Here is a 23321-nt window from a genome sequence, read left to right on the forward strand (position 1 = left end):
GGCCATATATATTGGTTTTTTTGTTTCCCGAAGCTGTTGGATATATTTGTTTTTCCGACATTTGATGATATGATTATAAAATGTTTCGGAGAAAAAAACTATTTGTACAGATTCTTTTGAATTTCCTTGCCATAATGCTGATTCCCTTAGGGTTCTTTGTCTTCCTGATCATCCCTGTGAGCAAGATGGAAGTCTTGAAACAGCTTGAGCGTGAGGCTGCCTTGGCACTGGATGTGGATACTGCGGCCATGGAACAGCTTGTTTCCCAATATCGGCATAAGGCCTATGCAATTTCAACAGATCCGAACTTGATCAAGCTATTGCAGCTTCCGAAGGAAAAACGTGATCCCTCTCTGGTCAAGACTATTTATACTGATGTCTTTTCCATAATGAAAGGGGACACCTACAAGGCTTCGGCACATATTGTAAGCAGCGATGGGGAGGTCCAGCTGTCTACCCATCTTTTTCCCAAACGTTATGACCCACGTCTGTCGACCGGTGAGTCTGACATGACCAATCCCATTACATGGAATGTACCTGGGCCATCCACGGAACTTTCTATTCAGAACAGATACACCAATGAAATCGGGGATCAGGTATGCATGTCATTTACCAGGAATGTATTTGATGCTGATGACAACAATCTCGGCTATGTAATCGTTGATATCTATGCTGAACTTCTTGATGCCTTGCGGAGCAAAAAACCTATCTTTGACGAAGAGTTATTGGTCAATCCCGAACAATTCTTTGCTGCATCGGTATTGGATCTTTCAAAATACGGAGATTATACGAATTTTCCCAGTCTGGCTGAACGTCCGAAGGGTAAGATGCAGGAAGGCATATTCAGGACAAAGAACTATGTACTGTCTTTCAGACGACTGACCGGCACACAGCTTTTTCTTGTGGGGGCCATAAGGATCGGGCAGTACAGCCGGAACATGGAAGTAATCGTAAGCATGCTTCTGGCTTCCTTGGTCATTGGTTTCTGTCTGTCTCTGGTTTTGGCATACTACTTTGCAAAACGGTTGACGGAACCGATTCATGAAGTAATAAAAAGCATGCATTATGTCGAAGAAGGCAATCTGACGATCCGTATCAAGGAAAACCAAATTGAGGAAATCAACCAACTGAATGACAGTTTCAACAACATGGTCATCAAACTTGTCCAGTTGCTGCAACGCATTCAGGAAGATGACAAGAGAACGTTGGAAGCTGAAAGGAAAAATCTTGCAGCACAGCTCAATCCTCATTTTCTTTTCAATACGCTCAATACCATCAAAGCCTTGGCCAAGATCAACGGACAGGATGAGATATATGAGATCAGTATCAAACTTGGAAATTTGCTTAGGGACAATCTCTATGATACCAATGCAGACAGTACGGTAGAAGCAAGCATGGACCTTGTCCGTGATTATCTTGCCATACAGAAAATCAGGTTCGGAACAAAACTGAAGGTATATGAAGATATTGAAGAAAAAGTCTTGGAATTGAGGATTCCGAAGCTTATTATCCAACCGTTGGTTGAAAATGCATTGAAACATGGTCTGGAGCCAAAGACCGGGGAGTGGGAACTGAGGATCAGCTGCCGTGAAGTACATGAAGGAAAGATGCTTGAAATCTGTGTTGCAGATAATGGCATCGGTATCGACAGAAATCTATATGCCGAAGATTTTGCAAAATTCAAAGGCTCGTCGCATGTCGGACTTTACAATATCTACCGGCGGTTGATACTGAACTATGGAACTGATATGGATTTTTCTGTGACCAAAGGACGTGAAGGAGGAACGGTTTCTACGATACTTCTGCCGCTCAGATCTACCTTCAGGGAGGTATTGTCATGAAACATACCGTAGTGCTTGTCGAAGATGAAGAAATTGAACTCAAGGAACTTGAACAGGCTTTTGACTGGGCCGGTCTGGGCCTTGAGGTTGTCGGAACAGCAAGGGATGGGATTGAAGGAAGAAGGTTGATTGAACAGCTTTCTCCTGATATCGTCGTGACAGATATCCAGCTGCCAGGGCAGAATGGCTTGGATATGGTCAAACCTTTTGAGAATCTGCGTGTGCTGATTGTTTCCGGTTTCAGTGATTACCGTTATATGAAGGAAGCAATTCTCATCGGTGTGGAGGATTACTTGCTGAAGCCGGTCGATGACAAGGAACTTGAAGATGCCTTGCGTAAGATCATTGCTGATCTTGCGGATCGGCATGTGCGGCAGATTGAGGCTATTCCCTTGAAAAAAGATGTCAGTAGCTATCTTATCAGGGAAGCCATTGCTTTCATTGACAAAAACTACGGAGCACAGATCGGCTTGCATGAGACCGCGACGGCACTGGGCATCAGTGAGGTGCATCTTTCAAGGGCATTCAAGGAATCTGCAGGAATCAATTTCCTTGCCTATCTTAATTCCTATAGGATCAATATGAGCATTTCCCTTATGGCTGATCCGAACAACAGGATAACCGATATTGCTTCTGCCTGTGGTTTTGTCTCGCAGGGGTACTATACCAAGATTTTCAAACGCTATATCGGCATGACCCCGACGAAATATAGGGAAAATCTGTAAGACTGTTTGTTTTTCTTTGGAAAAATCGTAACATCGGAATAGTTTGTTATTAATTATAGAATTAGATATTCCGTATGAGTATCTGTGTATGTCTTTTTCTGGAATTTAACAAATTATTTGTGTTTAAATTTTCTATGAATACTAAGAAAAAGATGGTATTGTAAGGTAAATATGATATAATCTATCAAGTTGTAAACTGGTTTAATGTGTTTCTTTTTTCAATTTGGATAATTATAACAAGTCATAATTATGATTGAAATAGACATATAGGAGAAAAAATGCTTTGAGGTCAATTACTATTTCGCCATATGCTCCTACACTTATTGAGTCTATACGCGCTGTTGGATATACACTGGAATCGGCGATTGCAGATATTATTGATAATAGTGTTACTGCTACTGCTTCACATGTTGAAATAGGATACTTACCTTATAATGATCCATATATAACAATTCTTGATGATGGGAATGGTATGGATGCTTTTGAACTTGAAGCTGCAATGCGATATGGTAGTCAGAACCCAAATGTTAAGCGGGCACCGACAGACTTAGGTCGTTTTGGATTGGGGTTAAAAACGGCTTCTCTTTCCCAATGTCGAATTTTGACAGTTGTGAGTAAAAAGAATAATAAAATAGAAGCTCGCCGATGGGATATTGACCATGTAATAAAAACTGAGGCATGGTCTCTTATTGTTCTTGAAACCGAAGAAGAACTTAATGATATTCCCCAAATTACCAACTTATCCAATTTGGAACATGGAACATTAGTGGTATGGCAAAATCTTGATAGATTAAAGAATGGTGAGTCAAATTTTAATCTTTCGTTTGGATCAAAAATGGATAATGTTCGTAGCCATCTTTCCCTAGTTTTTCATAGATATTTAAGTGGGGAAAAAGGTTTGCAAAAGCTTGAAATAAAAATGAATAATATTCCTATAGAATATGTCGATCCATTTTTGCAGAATCGACATACTCAGGTTATGGCTGATGAGATTTTATGTATCGGAAAATCAAAAGTTACAGTCAGACCTTATATTTTACCTCATATATCTATGCTTTCCTCTGATGAACTTAAAATGCTTGGAGGAAAAGATGGATTACGGAAAAGCCAGGGATTTTATGTATATAGGAATAAACGTCTTTTAGTTTGGGGAACATGGTTTCATATGATGCGCAAAGGCGAATTATCTAAATTAGCCCGTATCCAAGTTGATATTTCAAATGATTTAGATAATCTCTGGACGCTCGATATTAAGAAATCTACAGCAATGCCTCCTGAAATAGTTCGAAAAAATCTAAAATCTATTATTGAACGTATGGCTGAACATAGTAAACAAACATGGGTTTGTAGAGGCAAGAAAGAAACAAATGAATCTGTAGTTCACATTTGGCAAAGACTCAAAGGACGTCAAGGGGGAGTATATTATGTTATTAATCGTGACCATCCCATAATAAAAGTTCTATTTGAAAGCTCTCCACAAATAAAACATAATGTTGAAATGTTACTGAAAATAATTGAGGATAACATTCCATTTAATAATCTTTATCTTGATTTGACTACAGAAAAAACGCTTGACAATGAAGCTGAGACAAACGCACAGACTATTGAAAATATGTTGCAAGATTTACTTGAGGAGCAGTTGACGCAGTTTAAAAAAGAAGAACTGCTTAAACAATTATCAAAATCAGATCCATTTGATAAGTATCCAGAAATAATTAAAAAACTTCAAAGGAGTTGAATATAAAATGGAAACGCCTATAGCACAATTAGAAACGATAATTTCTGCTCACATAAATTCTAATTTTCCGGAAGTACCACCTAGTGAAGAAGAATTTGATGTTATAGTTTCTCTGTTGCGTCAATCGCTTGATTCTGTATGTCATGTTTCAGATATTGAATTTAATGAATTAAGGCGAAAATTAAAGGCAAATATAGTTGTTAAGATGGATATTGGTATTGCGATAAAAAATAAAGACCAAGCCCATCATTCATGGTTACCTTCTCGCCGTTCTGAGCTTGATTTTTTCTTTTGGAAGCGATATGAAACTTATCTCGGTGAAGTAAAAAAATGGAATCCACGGATTATCGGTGCATTGGGAAGAGTTTCTGATGAAATTGTAGACCTTTTGGGAGATCCGCAATCTCAAGATGCATTTCAACGGCGAGGTCTTGTCTTAGGTGACGTTCAATCAGGTAAAACTGCAAATTATACTGCAATTTGTAACAAAGCTGCTGATACTGGGTATCGAATAATAATTGTGCTTGCTGGTATGATGGAGAATCTACGTCAACAAACACAAGGGCGCTTAGATACAGAGTTTTCAGGACGTAAGAGTGAATATTTTCTTGATCCGCAAAAAAAAATACTTAACTGTTCGTTTGGCGTTGGACGATATGGTTCTGAAAAAAGGATTGCTTCTTTTACTTCTGTTGTAAAAGATTTTAATATTAATATTCTTAAAAGCCAAAATCTCTCATTACTTAGTGTTCATGATCCTGTATTGTTTGTTGTAAAAAAGAATAAAAGGATTTTAAATAATTTAATTCGATGGTTTAAAACTAACAATGTTATCAATGGCCAGAAAATAAATTTGCCTCTTCTGCTGATTGATGATGAAGCAGATAATGCTTCTGTTAATACAAAACAGACAGGAGGGGATCCTACTGCTATCAATAAGGCAATTCGAACCCTTCTTAGTTTATTTAAACAGGCTTCATATTTAGGTATAACGGCTACTCCTTATGCGAATATTTTTATTAATCCTGAAACACAGGATGATATGATAGGGGATGATTTATTTCCCCGTGATTTTATTTATTCATTAGCTCCTCCTACAAATTATATTGGCGCTACGGATATTTTTGGTGATGATGCCCCATACAAGAGTTGTCTTGAACCAATATATCCTGAGGAAATCAATGCTTTTTTTCCGATTAAACACACAAAAAATTATCAAGTACCAGATTTGCCTCCAAGTTTAAAAGAAGCAATGGCCTATTTTTTGTTAGTAAATGGAATACGAGATTTACGAGGAGATAATAAAACTCATCGATCTATGATGATTCATATAAGTAGATTTACAAATGTTCAGAATCAAATTCGTGATTTAGCTATGGAGTGGTTATCGCAAATACGTTCTGATTTACAAAATTATTCCTGTTTAGCTGAAGAAAAAAGCTACATGATACCAAATATAAAATTTCTTAAAACAGTCTGGACGAAATATCAACTAAATGAAAAAGTTAATGAAAATGATGGCAACATAATTTCTTGGCATGAATTCTTATCAATCTATCTATATAAGGCGGTAGCACCGGTAGAAATACGTTCTGTTAATCAATCAAGTGGATCAACAAGTCTGGATTATTTTAACCACCGGGAGGATGGCTTACGTGTAATTGCTATAGGTGGTAATAGTTTATCGAGAGGTTTAACACTTGAAGGGTTATGTGTCAGTTATTTTTATCGCAAGACTTTGATGTATGATACATTACTTCAAATGGGACGGTGGTTTGGGTATCGTCCAGGTTATGAAGACTTGTTTAAAATTTGGATTTGTTCTGAAGCAATAGATTGGTATGGTTTTATTACAAGTGCATCAGAAGAGCTTAAATTTGAAATTGCCAGTATGAGAAATGCTAATCTTACACCAAAGGAATTCGGTTTGAAAGTCCGCCAAGATCCTTCTTCTTTAATTGCAACTGCACGGAACAAAATGCGAACAGCGACTATGATTAGTCGCCCTGTGACTGTTTCTGGCCGTTTGCTTGAAACGCCACGATTAAAAGCAGATAAACAATCTTTAGAGGACAATGAAAGTGTATTTAAAAATTTTGTCCACCAATTGGATGATATCGGACATAGATGTATAAAAGAAAATGCTCGGTTCTACTGGGAGGGAATTGACAAAGAAGATGTTGCTCAGCTTCTATGTGAGTTCAAAACACATTTATGGCATTTGTCATTTCAAGGTCCTGCGTTGGCAGAATATATTAGACTCAATATGGATAATGTCCTTTGGGATGTAGTTATTGCGGAAGGGTCAGATGATAATTTTGAATTATCTTGTGGTGATAAAATCCTGAATATTAAGCCGGAGAAACGTACAATTATTGCTACTTCTTCACAGATTAGTATCAGTGGTACCAAGGTACGTGTTGGTACGGGTGGTGCTGCTAGGCTAGGACTTTCTAAAAAGCAAAGAGAACAAGCTGAAGAAAAATTTAAACAATTGCATCCAGGGAAAAAACATGTTCCAGATAGTGCATATTTAATTAAGGATCGTCCACCTTTGCTGATGTTGCATGTTATATCTGTCGATAGAACAACAATTGATGAAAAAACAGGAAATATAAAATCGCAGATTGAAGAGGGATGCCAGGTTCCAAATTATCTTTATGCACTGGGAGTCGGTTTTCCTTTTACTGGAGAAGAAGAAAAAACGGCGAACTATGTAGTCAATCTTGTTGAACTTAATAATTACTATAATGCAGATGAGGAGAATGATGAATGATAATAACTTCAACATTTCTCCAAAATGAATGGAAAAGTATAACATACAAAGATGGAGGGTATTTGCAAATTGATGTTATACATCCTCTCGAGTGGTTTGTTGGGTACCAATCAAGAAAACAAAAAACTTTGTTACTTATTGGTTCTATTGAAAGCGATGAAATTAAATCTTCGAAATCAATTCTAGTTACCCGTCGTAAACGGGAGACAGATAATCGGAATGTTTTATCGTTTGAATTACTTCATAATGAACAGAATGAAGTGTTTGCAACTTTTTGTGCGGATATTATTGAGTATTCTAGAAAAGCTACTGATGAAAAAAGCGCACTGAACCTTGTTGTGAGACGTTATAAGCAATGGAGCTGTTTACTGGAAGCAGAAAAACTTTCCTTTATGGATGAAAAATGCCGTAAAGGATTATTAGGAGAACTCTTATTTATACAAGAACGAATTAAATCAAGTGGTTCCATATTAAAAACAATACAGGGATGGGTTGGTCCAAATGGTGCAGACCAAGACTTTATTTTTGAAGATGTTTGGTATGAAATAAAAAGTATCGATTTGGCAGCAACTAGTATAACCATTTCTTCCTTAGAACAACTTGATACTCAAAATACTGGAGAACTTGTTGTAATGAGGATTGATAAGTCTGCGCCTGAAAAAATGGGTGCAATTTCTTTAAATGATGCAGTGAGTAAAATTGATTGCTTATTATCAGATATTCCTGAAGCTTTTGATTTGTTTCATTTAAAATTAAGTAATTATGGGTATATTGATTTGAAAGAGTATTCTATGCAGAAATATTATTGCTCTAAAATTCAACGATATGATGTCAATGACACTTTTCCTAGAATGTTAAGGAGAAAAGTTCCGTCACAAATTGAATCCTTGCATTATGAATTAAGTTTACCTGCATTGGAAAACTGGCTGAAGAGGTAAACATTATGGATTCTAAAGAATTTCGAGAAGACTTTTTAGAGGATATCAAAGCTGAAGCAGAAATTAGTGGAGAAGGGTCAACTGCATCATTTGTTAATTCATTTGCTGATTATCTTACAGAATCAGAGTTGCTTGTAGACTTTGTTCCTGCTTACTTTGAGGGGACCGGGAAAAATAATAAAAAAATAAGGGTAGATGGCTATGCCTATGATGATGAATTGACTAAAACACTTAGTTTAGTAATTGCAGATTATGATATTTCTGAAAATATAGTAACGCTTACAAAGACGAAAGTAAAACAATTGCAATCAAAACTGGTTGCTTTTTTAGAGAATGCATTGAATTTTCCTCATTATCTTGAAATGGACATGAGCAGATCTTGCTCGGATTTGGTAGATTTATTACGTGAAGAGCGTAATAAAATACGTAAGTATCAATTTTTTATCTTTACTACAGCTCCGATAAGTCAGGCAATTTCTACTATTGAATCCTCAGATATTGATGGAATTCCTTCTGAGTGTCAAATCTGGGATATCGATAGATTGTTTAAAGTTTGTGGTTCAGATACAGGACGAAATATTATAGAAATAAATTTCAAAGAATATTCAGGTAAAGGAATTCCCTGTATGGAGGCAAGTAATACAGAAACAGAAGATTTTAAAAGTTATTTGTGTGTCATGCCAGGTACTCTTTTAGCTAATATTTATGATAAGTATGGTAGTAGTTTACTTGAAGGGAATGTACGTTCTTTTCTTTCAACAAAAGTTGCTGTAAATAAGAAAATTCGTAAGACCATTTTAAATTCTCCTGAACGTTTCTTTGCATATAATAATGGTATTTCCGTAACAGCCATGGATGTTCAGATTGAGAATAATTTTCTTGTTTCTGCAAAAGATTTTCAAATAATTAATGGAGGACAAACTACTGCATCGCTTTCTAGTGCGAGATTCAAATACAAGGACAAAGTAAACTTAGATTTAATTTATGTACAAATGAAACTTACTGTTATTGAACATACTTCAGAACAGGATGCAACAGAACTTGTTCAGAACATTTCTCGTTCATCAAATAGTCAGAATAAAGTTAGTGACGCTGATTTTTTCTCAACACATCCTTTTCATGTTCGTATGGAAAGATTTTCACAACGACTATATGCAAGAGCAGTTAACGGGGCGCAACATGAGACTCGTTGGTTTTATGAGCGCGCTCGTGGGCAATATCTTCAAAAACAGATGCGAATGACGCCTGGTGAAAAAAAGAAGTTTTTGTTACAAAATCCGAAGAGGCAACTTATTACAAAAACGGATTTAGCAAAGGTTCAAAATACATGGCAAGAAATTCCTCATATAGTAAGTAAAGGCTCACAAAAAAGTTTTTCGGTGTTTGCTGACACGATTGGCAATAATTGGGACGCTTCAAACAATGGCTCTGTCTATAACGAAAAATACTTTAAGGAAAGTGTTGCGCTGGTCTTATTGTTTAGATATAGTGAAGTACTGGTCTCAAATCAACCATGGTATGCAAATGGGTATAGAGCAAATATTGTAACATATACCATTGCTCTTTTACATTATTTAATTAAGAAACAATTTGAGGGAATGGATTTGGATTTGATGAAAATTTGGATGCAACAAAGTATACCAGAGGCTGTAGAGATGTCTTTAACAGAGTTATCTAAGCAGGTTTATTACAAATTAACTGATCCTACTCGCCAAGTTGAAAATGTAACGCAATGGTGCAAAAGAGAAGCTTGTTGGGAAAACGTTAAATCAATTAATTATATTTTGCCTTTGGGAATTAAAGAGAATCTTATTAGTATAGAAGAACAGAAAATTGCTGTTCAGCAGGCAAAAAAAACACAACGGATAGATTCTGATTTAGAAATACAAACTAAAGTGATAACTATAACAAAAACACAATGGCAAAGTGTTTTGAATTTTGCAGATTCTAAACATATGCTCACTACTGAGGAAAAGGTAGCATTACGAATTGCTTCTAAGCCGGGAAAAGTTCCCAATTCTATTCAATGTAAGAAATTGATTTCCTTGCTCGATAGATTACAACTTGAAGGATTCAAATTATGAGTTTTAAACACCAATATAGTGTCGTTGATTTGTTTGCTGGTGCGGGAGGCCTTAGTTGTGGATTTTTGCAAACAGGCAGATTTTTTATAAAGGCAGCATTTGAAAAAAATAAAAAAGCTCAGCAAACTTATAGACTAAATCATAACGATGCTCTGATTTATAATGATGTTGTTGATATATTCAAAGATGAAGTAATGACTAAATTGGGTAAGGTGGATGTTGTTATTGGCGGACCTCCTTGTCAGGGATTTTCAAATGCCAACAGGCAGAAAAATCATGCAATCAACCAAAACAATTCGCTTGTAAAACAATATGTTAAGGCTATACTTCATCTTAATCCAATGGCATTTGTGATGGAAAATGTAAGTATGTTAAAGTCTGATGTTCATCGTTTTTTTGTCGAAGAAGGTGATGATGAAATTATAAAGAAGTATCAGATTAAAACGATTCCTTCAGAAATTAAACTTTTAGATGCTGAATTTGTTTTTCCCGGAATTGTTGAAATTGTTACAAATATAGATAATATAATAAATTACATATGGAGCGAACATGACTATTTGTCTTTAAATGTAGCATATAAAACAAGAAATAATCCTAAAAAATTACGTATCACTCTTGAGAGACATAAAACAGAACTTCTTGCCTTTTCACATATTTTAACTTCTTTAGATGGCGATGTGAATCCAATCTTGAAATATTCCTATGAGGCTGGAGTTGCTATACAAGAATATTTCAGTTTTGAGACTACGTGTGATGATGCTGAAAAACTTTGTAAGATGATTAAACCATCAATTCTGTTTCAAAGGATGTTGTCCAAAGCAAAGGAATTACTTGATAATCATATTAAAGTTGACTGTTTTTCATTAGAAACGGGGCTTGTTGCTCATGTTACATCTATGGCAGTTATTGATTATATTGAATCTATTTTGGGGGATAATAGCGGCGGTTATAAGCTAACTTCTGGAATATTGCCGGCTGTCACTTTTGGAGTACCACAGAAAAGAAAACGCTTTATTCTAATGGGAATAAAAAAAACAATTAGTAAGAATGTGACACTTCCTGTTGGTACATTTTCTGAGGCAAATTATAACACAGTTAGAGATGCTATAGGTGATTTGGAAGACATTGAAACGGTTGTACATATTTCAGATGATGCGACAGGAAAGCTTTTACCAAAGGCTCCCCAAAATATTAGTGAGCTTGGGATACGTCTTCGTGATTCACCTGTACTTTTTAACCATGTTTCAACTGCAACAACTCCAGAAGCTTTAAAACGTTTTAAGTTTATTAAACAAGGAGAAAATTTTCATAGTTTGCCATCGGAGCTCAAGACTACTTACTCCAATATTGAACGCACACAAAATACTATCTACCTAAGGTTAAAGTATGATGAACCTTCTGGTACGGTAGTTAATGTGCGAAAATCAATGTGGATTCATCCAATTAGGCATCGAGCCCTGAGTGTCCGAGAAGCTGCACGTTTACAAACTTTTCCTGATAGTTTTGTATTTTGTGGAACAAAAGATGCACAATATCAACAAGTTGGAAATGCGGTACCTCCAATGCTAGCAAAAGCTATTGCAGAACATTTATGTAAATATCTAGATAAAAAGGAAACTACTAAATGAGAGGTACTCTACTGTACTTTCTATAGGATCAATATGAGCATTTCCCTTATGGCTGATCCGAACAATAGGATAACCGATATTGCTTCTGCCTGTGGTTTTGTCTCGCAGGGGTACTATACCAAGATTTTCAAACGCTATATCGGCATGACCCCGACGAAATATAGGGAAAATCTGTAAGACTGTTTGTTTTTCTTTGGAAAAATCGTAGCTATGGGTGCAATTTCATTGCTTTATCTCTATCATGGTGGCTGTAGGTTTACCTACGGATTCAAGATAGGAAATCGGGGAAGGTCAATGGATGATGGAAATTGAAGCATATGGAGATTTTGTACAGCAACTTGCTGCTGATGCCGGAGCTCTTGCACTTTCGTATTGGAAAAGTCTCGACAAGGTAAAGGCAAAGGGAAAAGGCAGTGGACTTGATATCGTCACTGAAGCTGATGAGGCTGTCGAGAAGTATATCAGAGAAGCTATCGGCAAGCGATATCCGACACATGCTATCTACGGAGAAGAAGGTGGCATGACTGCAGGAGATGATTACAGATGGGTCATCGATCCGATTGACGGGACAGTTTCTTTTTTCCATGGGCAGTTCCATTGGGCTGTTTCCATTGCCTTGCAATATAAGGGACAGACCATTGTCGGCATAGTAACATGTCCTGCGTATGGTTTGTCATTCTTTGCAATGAAAGGAAGTGGTGCGACCATGAATGGCAAGCCGATTAGCCCGAGTACGGTTGCCCTGCTGTCACAGGCTGTTGCCTGCACTGGGTTCTGCTGTATCCGTTCAGGATGGAAAGAAAACGGATTGCCTCTTTTTGACAGGATGGCACCGAAGGTCCAAGGCATCAGGAGACTCGGTTCCATTGCAACGGACATCAGCTTTGTTGCCTGTGGCAAATTGGACGTCTGCTGGGAGATGAATGTCAATCTCTATGATGTGGCAGCTGCGCTGCTCATCGCAGAAGAGGCCGGGGCAAAGGTTACGGACATGTCTGGGAAAACTGAACATCTTCCGAATTTTCCCCTTGTTTCCAATGGCCTTTTGCACGGGCAGGTACTTGAAGTCTTCAAGGGATTCGACATTCCTTATCAAAACAGGAAAGGCTCTTGATCGTTTTCTGATAATGACATTGTGCCTATATAAAAACTTCCTTCCTGAGCAGAAAACAAGAAAGAGAACACTGTGAAGGAAGGGGAGTCTCAGTATGTATTATCGTACCTGCAGATCTCCGGTTGACGTGAATGCAAAATGCCAGTTGCCATCTGCATCCTTGGTGCTGATACCTTTGATGGTTGTCTCTTTAGTAATTTCGAACCCAAGTCTTTCATAGAGTGCGATTGCATGTCTGTTCCATTTCGTAACGGTCAGCTTTATTGGAGAATCACCACGTGATTGCATATGGCTGAGGGCGAATTCCATGAGCTTTCGTCCATAGCCTTGTCTTTGATATGCCAAGTCTACTGCCAGACTTCCTATTTCATTTCCAAGGCATGAGACTGTACAGATGACCTTTTCGTCATCGAAAAGCAGGAAAATATCTTTCTTTTGCTCTTTCAACTCTTCAAGGCTTTCACAGAATTTCCCATAGGGCTGAATGTTGAGTGCTTTTCGCATTTCATAGAAACAGCTGTTGATCAAGTTCTTGTATTGCTCGTAATATTGTTCTTCAAAAGGAACAAGCGAGAGATCTGATAATATGTTGCCACCTTTGTAGGACATCTCATACATATCAAATTTTACTGTCTGTGTCTCGACCATATCTGTCCTTTGCGTATGGATCTTGCTTGTTGCCATTCCATATGCAAGGAGTTATAACATACATCTACTGACCACTCAAGGTCATAAGCAAGCGGATGAATTGTCAGAAGCAAATTCATCCGCTTACCGTTCAACGCAAAGTTTGTTTTTATCTTTCCAGAAAGTTCCAGTCATCCTTTTCTTGATTCATAGACTGCGGCTCCACCAAGGAAGTACTTTGAAAGGAAACCGAACAGCATGAACATGGGAATGGAAGCCAAGAGGGCACAGGCCATCATGGCTCCTTCATCGGTCTGCTTTTCTTCGCTGAATTTCGAGATATACAGAGGGATGGTCTTCATGGTTTCTTTTTGAGTGACAAGCAAAGGCCAGAGCAGGTTGTCCCATTGGTTCCTGAATGAAAGGATACCGAGGGTCGAGATGACCGGCATGCAGTTCGGCAGGACGATTTTCAGGTAAATCTTGAATTCACTCAGTCCGTCTACCCTTGAAGCGTCCAGGAATTCATCAGGGAAAGTGAGGAGATATTGCCTCATCTGGAAAACCCCGAAGGCACTTACCAGAAAAGGAACGATAAGGCCACGGTAGGTATTCATCATCCTGAGGGATGCAGTGACCATATACAGTGGTATCATGATTGCTTCGAAAGGAATCATCATGGTTGCCATTATCGACATGAATATGGCATTGCGTCCACGGAATTTGAATTTTGCCAGACCGTAGCCGCACAAGGAGGCAAGAAGTACCGTAGTAATGGCAACCGTAGTGGCAACAATCAGGGAGTTTATGATATTCCTGATAAAGACGGCATCTCCGTTATTGCCCAATATTGCCTTGATGAAGTTTGAGAAATACGTACGGGTAGATGTCGTGAAGTAGGCTTTCGAGGGGATCCAGGTATATGGCATGGCGAGGATCTGCTTTTCATCCATGAAGGAAGCTGTAATCATGAACAGAATCGGGACAATGGTAAAGCAGAGGACTGCAATCAGGAATATCCAGATCAAAATATCAAACAATGATTTTGTATTTGTTTTATCTTGCATGTGTATCTTCTCTCAGTAATCGATGTCGTCGCTGTTGCTAGCCTTGAACTGCAGTAAGGTCAGTGACAGCATGATGATGAACAGGATGATGGACATGGCACTGGCTCTTCCGAGCCTGCCGTTGCGTATTCCGGTAAAGTAGATGTTCATTGTGATTACATCAATCGGTTGCCTTGCTGTTCCTCCCTGCTGGAACATGTACTGTGTGCTGAATGTCTTGAGACATTGGAGCATGGCCATGACAGAAACAAGGAGAATAGTCGGTTTGAGCAGAGGAAAGGTGATTTTCCAGAATGTATGCCATCGCGTGGAACCATCTACAATTGCCGCTTCATACAATGTCGGCGGAATTGATGCCAAGCCTGTAATGAACAGGATGACGAAATAACCTATGTATTTCCAAAAATAGACGATCATGGTAGACAGTTGCAGCATGTTGGAATCCACAAGCCATCCATAGTCTTTGCCTGTCGTCCGTGCAAGGATATTCGTTACTTGGTTTACTAGGCCCCGTGGATCAAAAAGCATCATCCAGATGACCGCGGCAACAACAGAAGACAAGACTGCCGGCATGTAATATGCAATTTCAAGGAAGCTCCGTTGGGACTGTTTCTTGAGTTGCATCAGAAGGACGGCCAACAGAAGTGAAAAGACTACCATCGGGACAAAGGTGCCTATGGTGAACGTCAATGTGGCACGAAGGGAATTCAGCAGTGAGAAACCGCTGTTGTCTTTCGTAAAGAGGTAGATATAATTGCCTAGGCCTACAAACGATGAATGTCGGGAAATGACATTCTTGTTGGTCAGGCTGGTAAAGAAAGCGTTGATAATCGGATAAAAGCTGAATATTGCAAAGAAAACCAGGCAGGGAATTGTAAATGCCAATCCCCAATGGGCTTCTTTCCGTTCGATGCTGAAAGATTTGTTATTCTTTTTCATTGGTATTCCAGTAAGCAAGGAGCAGACGGAGATGCATTTGGGTCATCTCCGCCTGTCGTGTGCGAGAGTATGAAAGACTATTGTTCATCAACCAGTTCTTGGACGGAAGCTTTCAGTTCAAGGTATGCCTGTTCAGGACTTACGTTCTGGAGCATGACGTTTGAAACTGCGGTACCGAGCAAAGATTGGATTTCTGTGGAATTGGCACCGAAGTAGATGTGATGCGCTCTTGCCATGTCGCTGATGAAGACATCTGCATAGGGCATGTCGAGGAATGTCTGGCTTGACATCAGTGACTTGGTCGGTGGAATCAGGTTGACCTGTGTGAGGTAGTCCTGTTCATGCGACAGCATATAACCGATGAATTTCCAGGAGTCTGCTTGGGTCTTTTTGTCTGCATCGGCATTTACCATATAGTATTGGCCATAATAACAGGCAGAAGTATCCTTGACGGCATCCTTGAATACAGGGAACGGTACTACCATCCAGTCACCGCTTTCATAGAAAGCAGGATTGTCGTTACGGATTCTGGCTTCCTGGTAAAGGCCTGACAGGCACATGGCTATGTCATCATTGTTGGCGTCAAACAGTTTCCTTGCATTCTTATAGGTAGGAGAACCGAGGTTCAAGCCATTGGGACCCCATTGCTGCATATAGGTCAATACTTTTATCCATGCTTCTTCACCGACGATGGCTTCTTTGCCGTCTTCACTGAAAAGGGCTCCGCCTAACTGTTCGACCATCGGGACCAACGTTTCAAGATAGTAGGGATAGCGGAAATCAAAACCTCTGCGGGTAATGATGTCTCCGTCCCGTTTGACCAGCTTCTGTGAAACAGTAACCATGTCTTCCCAAGTCTTAGGATAATCTTTCTCTGGGTCAAGTCCTGCCGATCTGAATACATTCTTGTTGATGTAGAGACACCAGCTCAGGCCTTCGAATGGCAATCCATAGATTTCACCATCGTGTGTGACAGGATCAAGCATGCCGTCCTTGTAATGTGCCTTGACGTCTGCAGCATCCTTGTAGCCGATTGCTTCATAGTTGATAGGAGCAACTCTTCCGGCAAGAACGAAAGGATTGGCGTTCTGGCTTTCACAGTTGAAGACTGTCGGACCTTCATTGGCTGCAAATGCAGTCTGAAGCAGTTCAATCATTTTCTTTGAGGACTGCCTGGTTGCGTTTATGGTGACACCTGGGTTTGCTTCCTCAAATTCAGAAATATACTGGTCTTCGATTTTCTGCCTGTTGGCATCCTCATGGGTCCAGAATTCGATGGTCGTTTCTTTTGCTTCGCTGTTACCGTTGGCGAAGATGCTGACGGGTACAAGTACGCATGCCGCTAGCAGCATAAGTGATTTTTTCATCATATGTTCCTCCATTTCCTGATATAAATAGTTTAAAATGGAAGCTTCTGTTTGCAATGGTTTATTTTTAACATTATTTGTACAGAATTAGCATCGGAAGAAAATATGGGGGCAGTTGCCTGTGTTTTGGGTGTCAGTTCATGTCTTTTGTTGTTTTTTTGTTTGTCTATGTATGTTTGCTTGCCCATGCTTCCTTTTCTATGGAAGAGAAACCTTCACCCATTGCTTTGTACGTTTCCTGTACGATGACGAAGGCCTGTTTGTCCATTCTTTGGATGATGTTGATCAAGCGACCGAATTTGTTGTTTGATACGACACTCATGATGACGGGACGGTCATCACCCGTATACATACCTTTGCCTTCCAGGATGGTCCCACCGACATCCAGTTCTGCTGCAATTACCCTTTGTATTTCTTCGGATTTCTTACTTACGATAAAGATTGTCTTCGATCGGAAGGAACTGGTACCCATAACTACTTTGTTGATGACGATTCCTGTGATATAGACGGTAATGGCAGCATAGAAGGCTGATTCAAAGCCGAAGATGAAAAGGCTGGCACAGATGACGGCTGTATCAACCAAAGTCAATGAAGTACCGAGAGACAGCGGTGTATGTTTTGCCAAGATCTGGGCAAGGATGTCTGTTCCTCCTGTGTTGGAACCACTTCTCAGGACGAAGCCTCCTCCCAATCCGAATACGATGCCTCCGAAGATTGCTGACAGAAGTACAGAAGTATCCTTTGCATAGTCCAGGATGCCGGCTGTACCTGAAAGGTCAGTAAGCAGGATAGTAAATAGAGAATACAACAGCGTGCCGTATAGGGATTTCCCTACGTATTGTCTGCCGAACACTTTCCACCCTAGGAAAAACAAGGGTAGGCTCAGCAATATGATTGAATAACCTGTATTGATGCCGAGGGTATGAAAAAGTATGACGGCAATGCCGCTTACCCCTCCGTTGGCAATCTTTGCCGGAGTGACAAAGTATACGATTCCTATCGCTGTAAGGAATGAGCCTAGGATGATATAGAAATGTTCGAGCAAGTGATAACGATTCATTTTGATCTGCATGGTCCATCGACTCCTTTTATGGGCATTGTTCTGTCCATACGGCAGAATTGTATCGTAGTAAAAAGGTTTTTCAAATAGTCAGAAGACAAAGAACTGGCCTAGTCTGACAATTTTTATTTTTACCTGACGATTCCTATATATTTGACCTATTTTATAGAGGGATAATTTATTCGTTCAATAGCTGTTGTTGCCATTTAAGAAGTAAAATTCGAAAGTTTCATGTATTGGTAAAAATTCTTTTTGACAAAAAAACAAAAGAGGTGTATAAAGAGGAATGTGCGTTGTGTGTACGTTAACATCAATAGAAAGAGTTGATTGAATCAATAATTTTGAAGCACTATACAGGGAAGGTCAAGAGAAGCTTTCCTGTAAAAAGGAGGCAGAAGACTTGGGGCAGGATAATGACCGGCTCTGTTTGTCTTCGTTATATAGCCGAATAGGTTTTCCGAGAAGGCTTTTGCTGGCTGATTGAGAGATATACATGCCGAAGATGTGCTGTTCGGCATGTTGATAGATAGGTGATTCCAATAGCTGTTGCTATATATGCATAAGGAGGAAAAAATGAAGAAATTTACGGCAATTCTTCTTGCGTCGATTCTTGCTTGTTCTTTTGGGTTTGCCCAAGGTCAAGGTGAGAGTGAAAAAACTACTTCTGAAAAGAAGCCGCTTATCGGTGTGTCGATTTGGAGTTCGACTGATACACTGGGTAGCCAGTGCAAGCGTATTCTTGATGAGGCTGCCAAGGCATTGGATGTCGATATCATGTATATCGACCAGGGGCATATCTCAGAACAGGTAACTGCTTCTGCAGAAACGCTTAGTGCAGCAGGTTGCGATGGCATGATTATCTGCAATTCTGCATCTGCAGAGATGACCTCTGTCATCAATACTTGCACGGACAACAAAGTATACTGTGCACAGTTCTTCCGTTATATCAACCAGAAGGACAATCCCAATGAGTATGCATTGGCTTGCAAATCACCTTACTATGTAGGTGCTGTCCATGAAGATGAAGTGGCAAACGGTACGAACTTGGTAACGATCCTTTGCAAAAAAGGCTGTAGGAAGATAGCTCTTGAAGGTTGGGAAGCCGGAGATGCAACGTTCCTGCTTCGCTGGCAGGGCTATAAGGCTGGCATCGAGGCTTGGAACAAGGAACATCCGACCGACAAGGCCGTGTTGCTTGATCCGCAGTATGGCGGAACGACTTCTGATACCGGACGTGCAACCGCAGAAGCAATCATCAATGCAAATCCTGATATTGATTCTCTCATCGTAGCAGGCGGCGGCGGTGATACATTGGTAGGTGCTCTTGCTGCTATCGAATCAATGGGCAGAAAGGGTAAGATTGATGTCGTATCAACCGACTTCCTTGCTGATCTTGATACGCAGCTTGCAACTGGTGGTATGTCAGCTGAATCTGGCGGACATTACTGCGATCCTTTGTTTGCTTTCCTGATGGTCTACAATGCAATCAAGGGTAACTATGTTACTTCTACAGATTCCTTCTATGAAGTCAAGTTCCCGTATCTCTATGTTGCATCTTCTGATGATTACAAGGATTATGCAAAGTACTTCGTGGATACACTTCCGTATACGGCTGATGAAATCCGCAGTATGGCAAAGTTGAGCGAACCTGATCTTGCAAAGGCTGCTGCAGCACTTTCTATTGAAGATGTCAAGGCTCGTCACAGCAAGTAGGACTATTTCAAATTGTGTTCATGGGGCTTTCCCTTTCTGGAGGCTTCATGACTCTTATCAAGTGATTTTCATCTGGTCAGGAAGGTATGATGCCTTCCTGAGCCAGGATTTTAGAACTGGGTGATGATATGAACGAAACAATCACAAAATTCAAATCCAGCAAGTATTTTGGAATAACAGTACTTGTTGCCATGGCCGTACTGTTCTGGGGCATCTTCAAGATTCTTTCTCCTAGCAATTTTGGTTCTTCGAAGTTACTGAGGGATTATCTGCAGACAAGTATCCAATATGCTGTCGGTGGCTGTGGGTTTTATTTCATTGTAGTCATGGGACTCTTTGATTTCAGCATCGGAGCAAATATTGTTCTGTCTTCTCTTGTCGGCGTGCTCCTTTCCCGGCAGTTCGGATATTATGGCTTGATTTTGGGATGTCTGGTTTGCGGAACCATGATCGGAGTCTTCAACGGTTTCCTTTATTCAAAACTCAGGATTCCTTCGATGATCGTTACTGTTGGATTGATGCTGATTCTCGAAAGTGTAGCTAATTATGTAGTTGCTTTCGATAAGTCTGGTTTTCCAGGTAAATTGACTGATGCAGGAATCCTTGCATTCAATCATGCTCCATGGAACTATGTCGTAGCTATAATAGCATTTTTACTAGCTGCGTTTTTCTTGCGATATACAAGGATCGGAACTTATTGCAATGCAATAGGTAGCAATGAATATGTTGCAAAGAATATGGGTATCAATGTTGAAAAGTATAAATTCATTGCTTTTGTACTTTTACATTTTTTTGTCGGTATCATGGCTTTGCTGACTGTAAGTTACGGGAGAGGTATGCTGGCGGTTACCGGTATGTCTTCGATGGACAGGAACTTCAAGCCATTGATGGGAACCTTCTTCGGGGTCGCATTCAAAAAGTATGGATGTCCTATCACTGCAATTGTAGTCGGTGAATTTATCATTACGTTGATTTTCAATGGATTGGTAGCCCTGAATATACCTACCACGATCAATGATTTCGTGACAGGTGCCGTGCTGCTTATTATCGTAACCCTGACCAACCGGGGTCGAGTCGGCAGTGTCGTCAAATAGTGGAGCAGAAAAATGGGTGAAGTAATCTTAAAATCTGAAAAGCTGAATAAATACTTTGGCATCACGCATGCTGTGAATAATGTGTCTCTTTCTTTTGAGAAGGGTGAAGTTCATGGCTTGATCGGTGAAAACGGTTCAGGAAAATCGACTTTCTGTTCCATGCTTTGTGGTATATATCCTATTTCCAGCGGGCGGTTTCTGCTGGATGGCCAGGAATTGAAAGTCAAGACATTGGTAGAAGCAAACAGGGTCGGTGTATCAATCATTGTGCAGGAAATGGGTACGTTGCCGGGGCTTACGGTAGCAGAAAATATTTTTCTGGGTGAAGAGGAACGGTTTATGCATGGGGTAGTTAAGAATACTAAAGCCATGAATAAGGAAGCTCAGAAATTGCTTGATAGTTACGGATTCAACCGTATCAATGCTTCGACAATGATTGATCATTATAGTTTTGAGGATAGGAAACTTATTGAAATTGTCAAAGCAACTTATTTTAATCCGAAAGTTGTAGTTGTCGATGAAACAACCACTGCATTAAGCCAATCAGGACGTGAAGAACTGTTCAAAGTCATGAAACGGATAAAAAAAGATGGAAATACGGTTATTTTTATTTCGCATGATTTGTCTGAGGTCCTTGACCATACCGATACTATTTCATGCTTGAGAGATGGCGAACTTGTCGGGACTGTAAAAAGTAACGAAGTGGATGCTGATGAACTCAAACGTATGATGGTCGGCCGTGAGTTGGGAAACAGGTACTACCGTACTGACTATGGTAATGCTGTATCTGATGAAGTTGTACTTACTGTAGGAAATATTACCGTACCAGGAGAAATTGAAGATATTTCCTTCAAGCTGCATAAGGGGGAAATCCTAGGCTTCGGAGGCCTGTCCGAGTGTGGTATGCATGAAGTAGGCAAGGCCGTTTTCGGTGCTTCATATGGGCGTCATGGAAGTGTATGCCTGGCTGATGGTACGCAGATCAAGTCGATTCCTGAGGCAATAAACAGAAAAATTGCTTATGCCTCAAAAGACCGTGACAATGAATCTGTAGTAGTTGCTGATACCATAAAAGACAATGTTTGTTTGCCTTCACTTGGAGAGCTTGCTGTTCATGGCTTCCTCAATGGCAAGACGTTGACGGACTTTGCACAGAAGTATGCAGATCTGATGAGTGTCAAGATGACTGGAATCGGTCAGGATGTGGCTGAGCTTTCTGGAGGTAACAAGCAGAAGGTCGTTCTTGCTCGTTGGCTAGGGAAAGATTCCGATATTCTTGTGCTGGATAGTCCGACACGAGGTATAGATGTAAAGGTAAAGGCAGATATCTATGCATTGATGAGTGATCTGAAGGCCAAAGGTAAATCTATTATTATGATTTCGGAAGAAATTCCTGAATTGCTTGGTATGAGTGATCGTATACTTATTATGAAAGATGGTAAAATTACCGGTGAATTCATGCGAGACCCGAATCTTGGCGAAGAAGATATCATCGCGGGCATGGTATAAGAGGGGGGAGAAAAATGAAAATGCAAGCAACATCAGAAATGAGCGAAGATGCATTGCAGGATAGGCAAAGAGTTTTGAACAAACTCAGGGCCCTGATGCCGTTCTTCGGTTTCATTGCATTGGTAGTCGTGTTCTCCATCCTTACGGGAGGCAAGATCATACGTTTCAGAAACCTCAAGCTGATGCTCAGTCAGGTGTATGTACTTATGATAGCTTCTACAGGTGTGTTCATGATTATGACAGTCGGAGGATTGGATTTTTCCCAAGGATCAATTTTGGGGCTTGCTTCGATTGTGTTCTGTTGGGTATCAAAATACAATATCGTGTTGGGCATCCTTGCTGCTATAGTGGCTGGGGCTGCAATGGGAGCTTTCAATGGACTTTTCCATGTCCGTTTTAAAATTGCTTCCTTTATTGTAACAATATGTACTATGTATCTGTTCAGAGGCTTGTGCAAGTATGTTACTACCAACGGACCTGTACCTGCCAGCTTGAATGTCTTGGCATTGAACCAAACATGGTTCAAAGTACTTATGACTGCTATCGTGCTTGTCATAGGGTATATTGTCATTCATTTCACAAGGGTCGGATATGATCTCAAGGCAATCGGTGCAGGAGAAACGGCAGCTAGATTTTCCGGTAGCCGCCCTAATCTTGTAAAGTTCCTTGTATTCACTGTTTCCGGCGCAATTACAGGTTTTGCCTCATTTATCAATGTCATCAAGGTCGGTTCAATAACTGGTACTGCTGGCAGTATGCTTGAAACCCAGATCCTTATTGCATTGGTTCTCGGCGGCATGCCGATTTCCGGTGGTTCAAAGGCACGGTTCTCAAATATTATCATAGGTACCCTGACCTACAGTGTACTTGAGAAAAGCCTTCCGATGATTTTCCCAGTTGCTGCAACCCAGCAATTGGTAAAGGGAATCATCTTCTTGATAGTTGTGGCTCTGACCATAGACCATGAAGCATTGAAGGTAATCAAATAATAGCTGGAATTCAAATTGACTGCTGAGGGTTGTTGCTGAAAATTGCAACAGCCCTTTTTTAGGTCAATTACCAAGGATTCATTGACGCTGTTTGTCCCGAATGCTTGTTTTT

18 protein-coding genes are annotated in these 23321 nt (G+C 39.9%); 13 read left to right on the forward strand and 5 right to left on the reverse strand.

Annotated features, from left to right (window positions below):
* Positions 1-134 precede the first annotated feature (134 nt).
* From LKE40_10780 to LKE40_10820, 9 genes are all read left to right on the forward strand, one after another.
* Positions 135-1841, forward strand: coding sequence for a sensor histidine kinase (locus LKE40_10780; GenBank protein ID MCH3917912.1), 1707 nt, complete (start codon positions 135-137; stop codon positions 1839-1841).
* The gene (locus LKE40_10785) at positions 1838-2566 is read left to right on the forward strand and encodes a helix-turn-helix domain-containing protein (protein MCH3917913.1); all 729 of its coding nucleotides are present in this window, start codon (positions 1838-1840) and stop codon (positions 2564-2566) included. The genes LKE40_10780 and LKE40_10785 overlap by 4 nt, the downstream gene beginning before the upstream one ends.
* A gap of 283 nt (positions 2567-2849) precedes the next feature.
* Positions 2850-4304 (forward strand): ATP-binding protein, encoded by a 1455-nt coding sequence (locus LKE40_10790; protein ID MCH3917914.1) that lies wholly within the window; start codon positions 2850-2852, stop codon positions 4302-4304.
* Between the two features lie 7 nt (positions 4305-4311).
* A complete protein-coding gene (locus LKE40_10795) occupies positions 4312-7080 on the forward strand; it encodes a Z1 domain-containing protein (protein ID MCH3917915.1) in 2769 nt (922 codons plus the stop codon).
* Positions 7077-8018, forward strand: coding sequence for a PD-(D/E)XK motif protein (locus tag LKE40_10800; GenBank protein MCH3917916.1), 942 nt, complete (start codon positions 7077-7079; stop codon positions 8016-8018). Before LKE40_10795 ends, LKE40_10800 begins: the two co-directional genes overlap by 4 nt.
* 5 nt (positions 8019-8023) lie before the next feature.
* A complete protein-coding gene (locus LKE40_10805; protein MCH3917917.1) occupies positions 8024-10102 on the forward strand; it encodes an AIPR family protein in 2079 nt (692 codons plus the stop codon).
* Positions 10099-11730 (forward strand): DNA cytosine methyltransferase, encoded by a 1632-nt coding sequence (locus LKE40_10810; GenBank protein MCH3917918.1) that lies wholly within the window; start codon positions 10099-10101, stop codon positions 11728-11730. The genes LKE40_10805 and LKE40_10810 overlap by 4 nt, the downstream gene beginning before the upstream one ends.
* A gap of 33 nt (positions 11731-11763) precedes the next feature.
* Positions 11764-11907: an AraC family transcriptional regulator gene (locus LKE40_10815; protein ID MCH3917919.1), complete on the forward strand. Its 144-nt coding sequence runs from the start codon at positions 11764-11766 to the stop codon at positions 11905-11907.
* 121 nt (positions 11908-12028) lie between these two features.
* Positions 12029-12844: an inositol monophosphatase gene (locus tag LKE40_10820; GenBank protein ID MCH3917920.1), complete on the forward strand. Its 816-nt coding sequence runs from the start codon at positions 12029-12031 to the stop codon at positions 12842-12844.
* 99 nt (positions 12845-12943) lie between these two features.
* On the opposite strand, the gene LKE40_10825 is transcribed toward LKE40_10820, so the two are convergent.
* The 5 genes from LKE40_10825 to LKE40_10845 all read right to left on the reverse strand — a co-directional run bounded on the left by LKE40_10825 (position 12944) and on the right by LKE40_10845 (position 17916).
* On the reverse strand, positions 12944-13528 hold the full coding sequence (locus LKE40_10825) for a GNAT family N-acetyltransferase (protein MCH3917921.1): 585 nt from the start codon (positions 13526-13528) through the stop codon (positions 12944-12946).
* A 134-nt stretch (positions 13529-13662) separates the two neighbouring features.
* On the reverse strand, positions 13663-14538 hold the full coding sequence (locus LKE40_10830) for a carbohydrate ABC transporter permease (GenBank protein MCH3917922.1): 876 nt from the start codon (positions 14536-14538) through the stop codon (positions 13663-13665).
* Between the two features lie 12 nt (positions 14539-14550).
* A complete protein-coding gene (locus LKE40_10835) occupies positions 14551-15477 on the reverse strand; it encodes a sugar ABC transporter permease (GenBank protein MCH3917923.1) in 927 nt (308 codons plus the stop codon).
* Between the two features lie 77 nt (positions 15478-15554).
* Complete coding sequence (locus LKE40_10840; GenBank protein ID MCH3917924.1) at positions 15555-16844, reverse strand: extracellular solute-binding protein; 1290 nt, start codon at positions 16842-16844, stop codon at positions 15555-15557.
* A 166-nt stretch (positions 16845-17010) separates the two neighbouring features.
* Positions 17011-17916 carry a YitT family protein gene (locus LKE40_10845; protein ID MCH3917925.1) on the reverse strand — a complete coding sequence of 302 codons (906 nt, stop codon included), beginning with the start codon at positions 17914-17916 and terminating at the stop codon, positions 17011-17013.
* 561 nt (positions 17917-18477) lie between these two features.
* On the opposite strand from LKE40_10845, the gene LKE40_10850 reads away from it, so the two are divergent.
* From LKE40_10850 to LKE40_10865, 4 genes are all read left to right on the forward strand, one after another.
* Positions 18478-19617: a substrate-binding domain-containing protein gene (locus LKE40_10850; GenBank protein MCH3917926.1), complete on the forward strand. Its 1140-nt coding sequence runs from the start codon at positions 18478-18480 to the stop codon at positions 19615-19617.
* A gap of 128 nt (positions 19618-19745) precedes the next feature.
* Positions 19746-20711, forward strand: coding sequence for an ABC transporter permease (locus tag LKE40_10855; GenBank protein MCH3917927.1), 966 nt, complete (start codon positions 19746-19748; stop codon positions 20709-20711).
* A gap of 12 nt (positions 20712-20723) precedes the next feature.
* Complete coding sequence (locus LKE40_10860) at positions 20724-22220, forward strand: sugar ABC transporter ATP-binding protein (GenBank protein ID MCH3917928.1); 1497 nt, start codon at positions 20724-20726, stop codon at positions 22218-22220.
* A gap of 20 nt (positions 22221-22240) precedes the next feature.
* Positions 22241-23209, forward strand: a complete 969-nt coding sequence (locus LKE40_10865; protein MCH3917929.1) for an ABC transporter permease — start codon at positions 22241-22243, stop codon at positions 23207-23209.
* The last annotated feature ends 112 nt before the right edge of the window (positions 23210-23321 follow it).

The sequence above is a fragment of the Spirochaetia bacterium genome (assembly GCA_022482625.1).
Taxonomy (GTDB): domain Bacteria; phylum Spirochaetota; class Spirochaetia; order Sphaerochaetales; family Sphaerochaetaceae; genus Pleomorphochaeta.

What these genes read in the sequence shown, in the direction of transcription:
- LKE40_10780 (MCH3917912.1), top strand. Translation starts at nt 135, where the DNA reads ATGCTGATTCCCTTAGGGTTCTTTGTCTTCCTGATCATCCCTGTGAGC.
- LKE40_10785 (MCH3917913.1), top strand. Translation starts at nt 1,838, where the DNA reads ATGAAACATACCGTAGTGCTTGTCGAAGATGAAGAAATTGAACTCAAG.
- LKE40_10795 (MCH3917915.1), top strand. Translation starts at nt 4,312, where the DNA reads ATGGAAACGCCTATAGCACAATTAGAAACGATAATTTCTGCTCACATA.
- LKE40_10800 (MCH3917916.1), top strand. Translation starts at nt 7,077, where the DNA reads ATGATAATAACTTCAACATTTCTCCAAAATGAATGGAAAAGTATAACA.
- LKE40_10805 (MCH3917917.1), top strand. Translation starts at nt 8,024, where the DNA reads ATGGATTCTAAAGAATTTCGAGAAGACTTTTTAGAGGATATCAAAGCT.
- LKE40_10810 (MCH3917918.1), top strand. Translation starts at nt 10,099, where the DNA reads ATGAGTTTTAAACACCAATATAGTGTCGTTGATTTGTTTGCTGGTGCG.
- LKE40_10815 (MCH3917919.1), top strand. Translation starts at nt 11,764, where the DNA reads ATGAGCATTTCCCTTATGGCTGATCCGAACAATAGGATAACCGATATT.
- LKE40_10820 (MCH3917920.1), top strand. Translation starts at nt 12,029, where the DNA reads ATGATGGAAATTGAAGCATATGGAGATTTTGTACAGCAACTTGCTGCT.
- LKE40_10825 (MCH3917921.1), bottom strand. Translation starts at nt 13,528, where the DNA reads ATGGCAACAAGCAAGATCCATACGCAAAGGACAGATATGGTCGAGACA.
- LKE40_10830 (MCH3917922.1), bottom strand. Translation starts at nt 14,538, where the DNA reads ATGCAAGATAAAACAAATACAAAATCATTGTTTGATATTTTGATCTGG.
- LKE40_10835 (MCH3917923.1), bottom strand. Translation starts at nt 15,477, where the DNA reads ATGAAAAAGAATAACAAATCTTTCAGCATCGAACGGAAAGAAGCCCAT.
- LKE40_10840 (MCH3917924.1), bottom strand. Translation starts at nt 16,844, where the DNA reads ATGAAAAAATCACTTATGCTGCTAGCGGCATGCGTACTTGTACCCGTC.
- LKE40_10845 (MCH3917925.1), bottom strand. Translation starts at nt 17,916, where the DNA reads ATGCAGATCAAAATGAATCGTTATCACTTGCTCGAACATTTCTATATC.
- LKE40_10850 (MCH3917926.1), top strand. Translation starts at nt 18,478, where the DNA reads ATGAAGAAATTTACGGCAATTCTTCTTGCGTCGATTCTTGCTTGTTCT.
- LKE40_10855 (MCH3917927.1), top strand. Translation starts at nt 19,746, where the DNA reads ATGAACGAAACAATCACAAAATTCAAATCCAGCAAGTATTTTGGAATA.
- LKE40_10860 (MCH3917928.1), top strand. Translation starts at nt 20,724, where the DNA reads ATGGGTGAAGTAATCTTAAAATCTGAAAAGCTGAATAAATACTTTGGC.
- LKE40_10865 (MCH3917929.1), top strand. Translation starts at nt 22,241, where the DNA reads ATGCAAGCAACATCAGAAATGAGCGAAGATGCATTGCAGGATAGGCAA.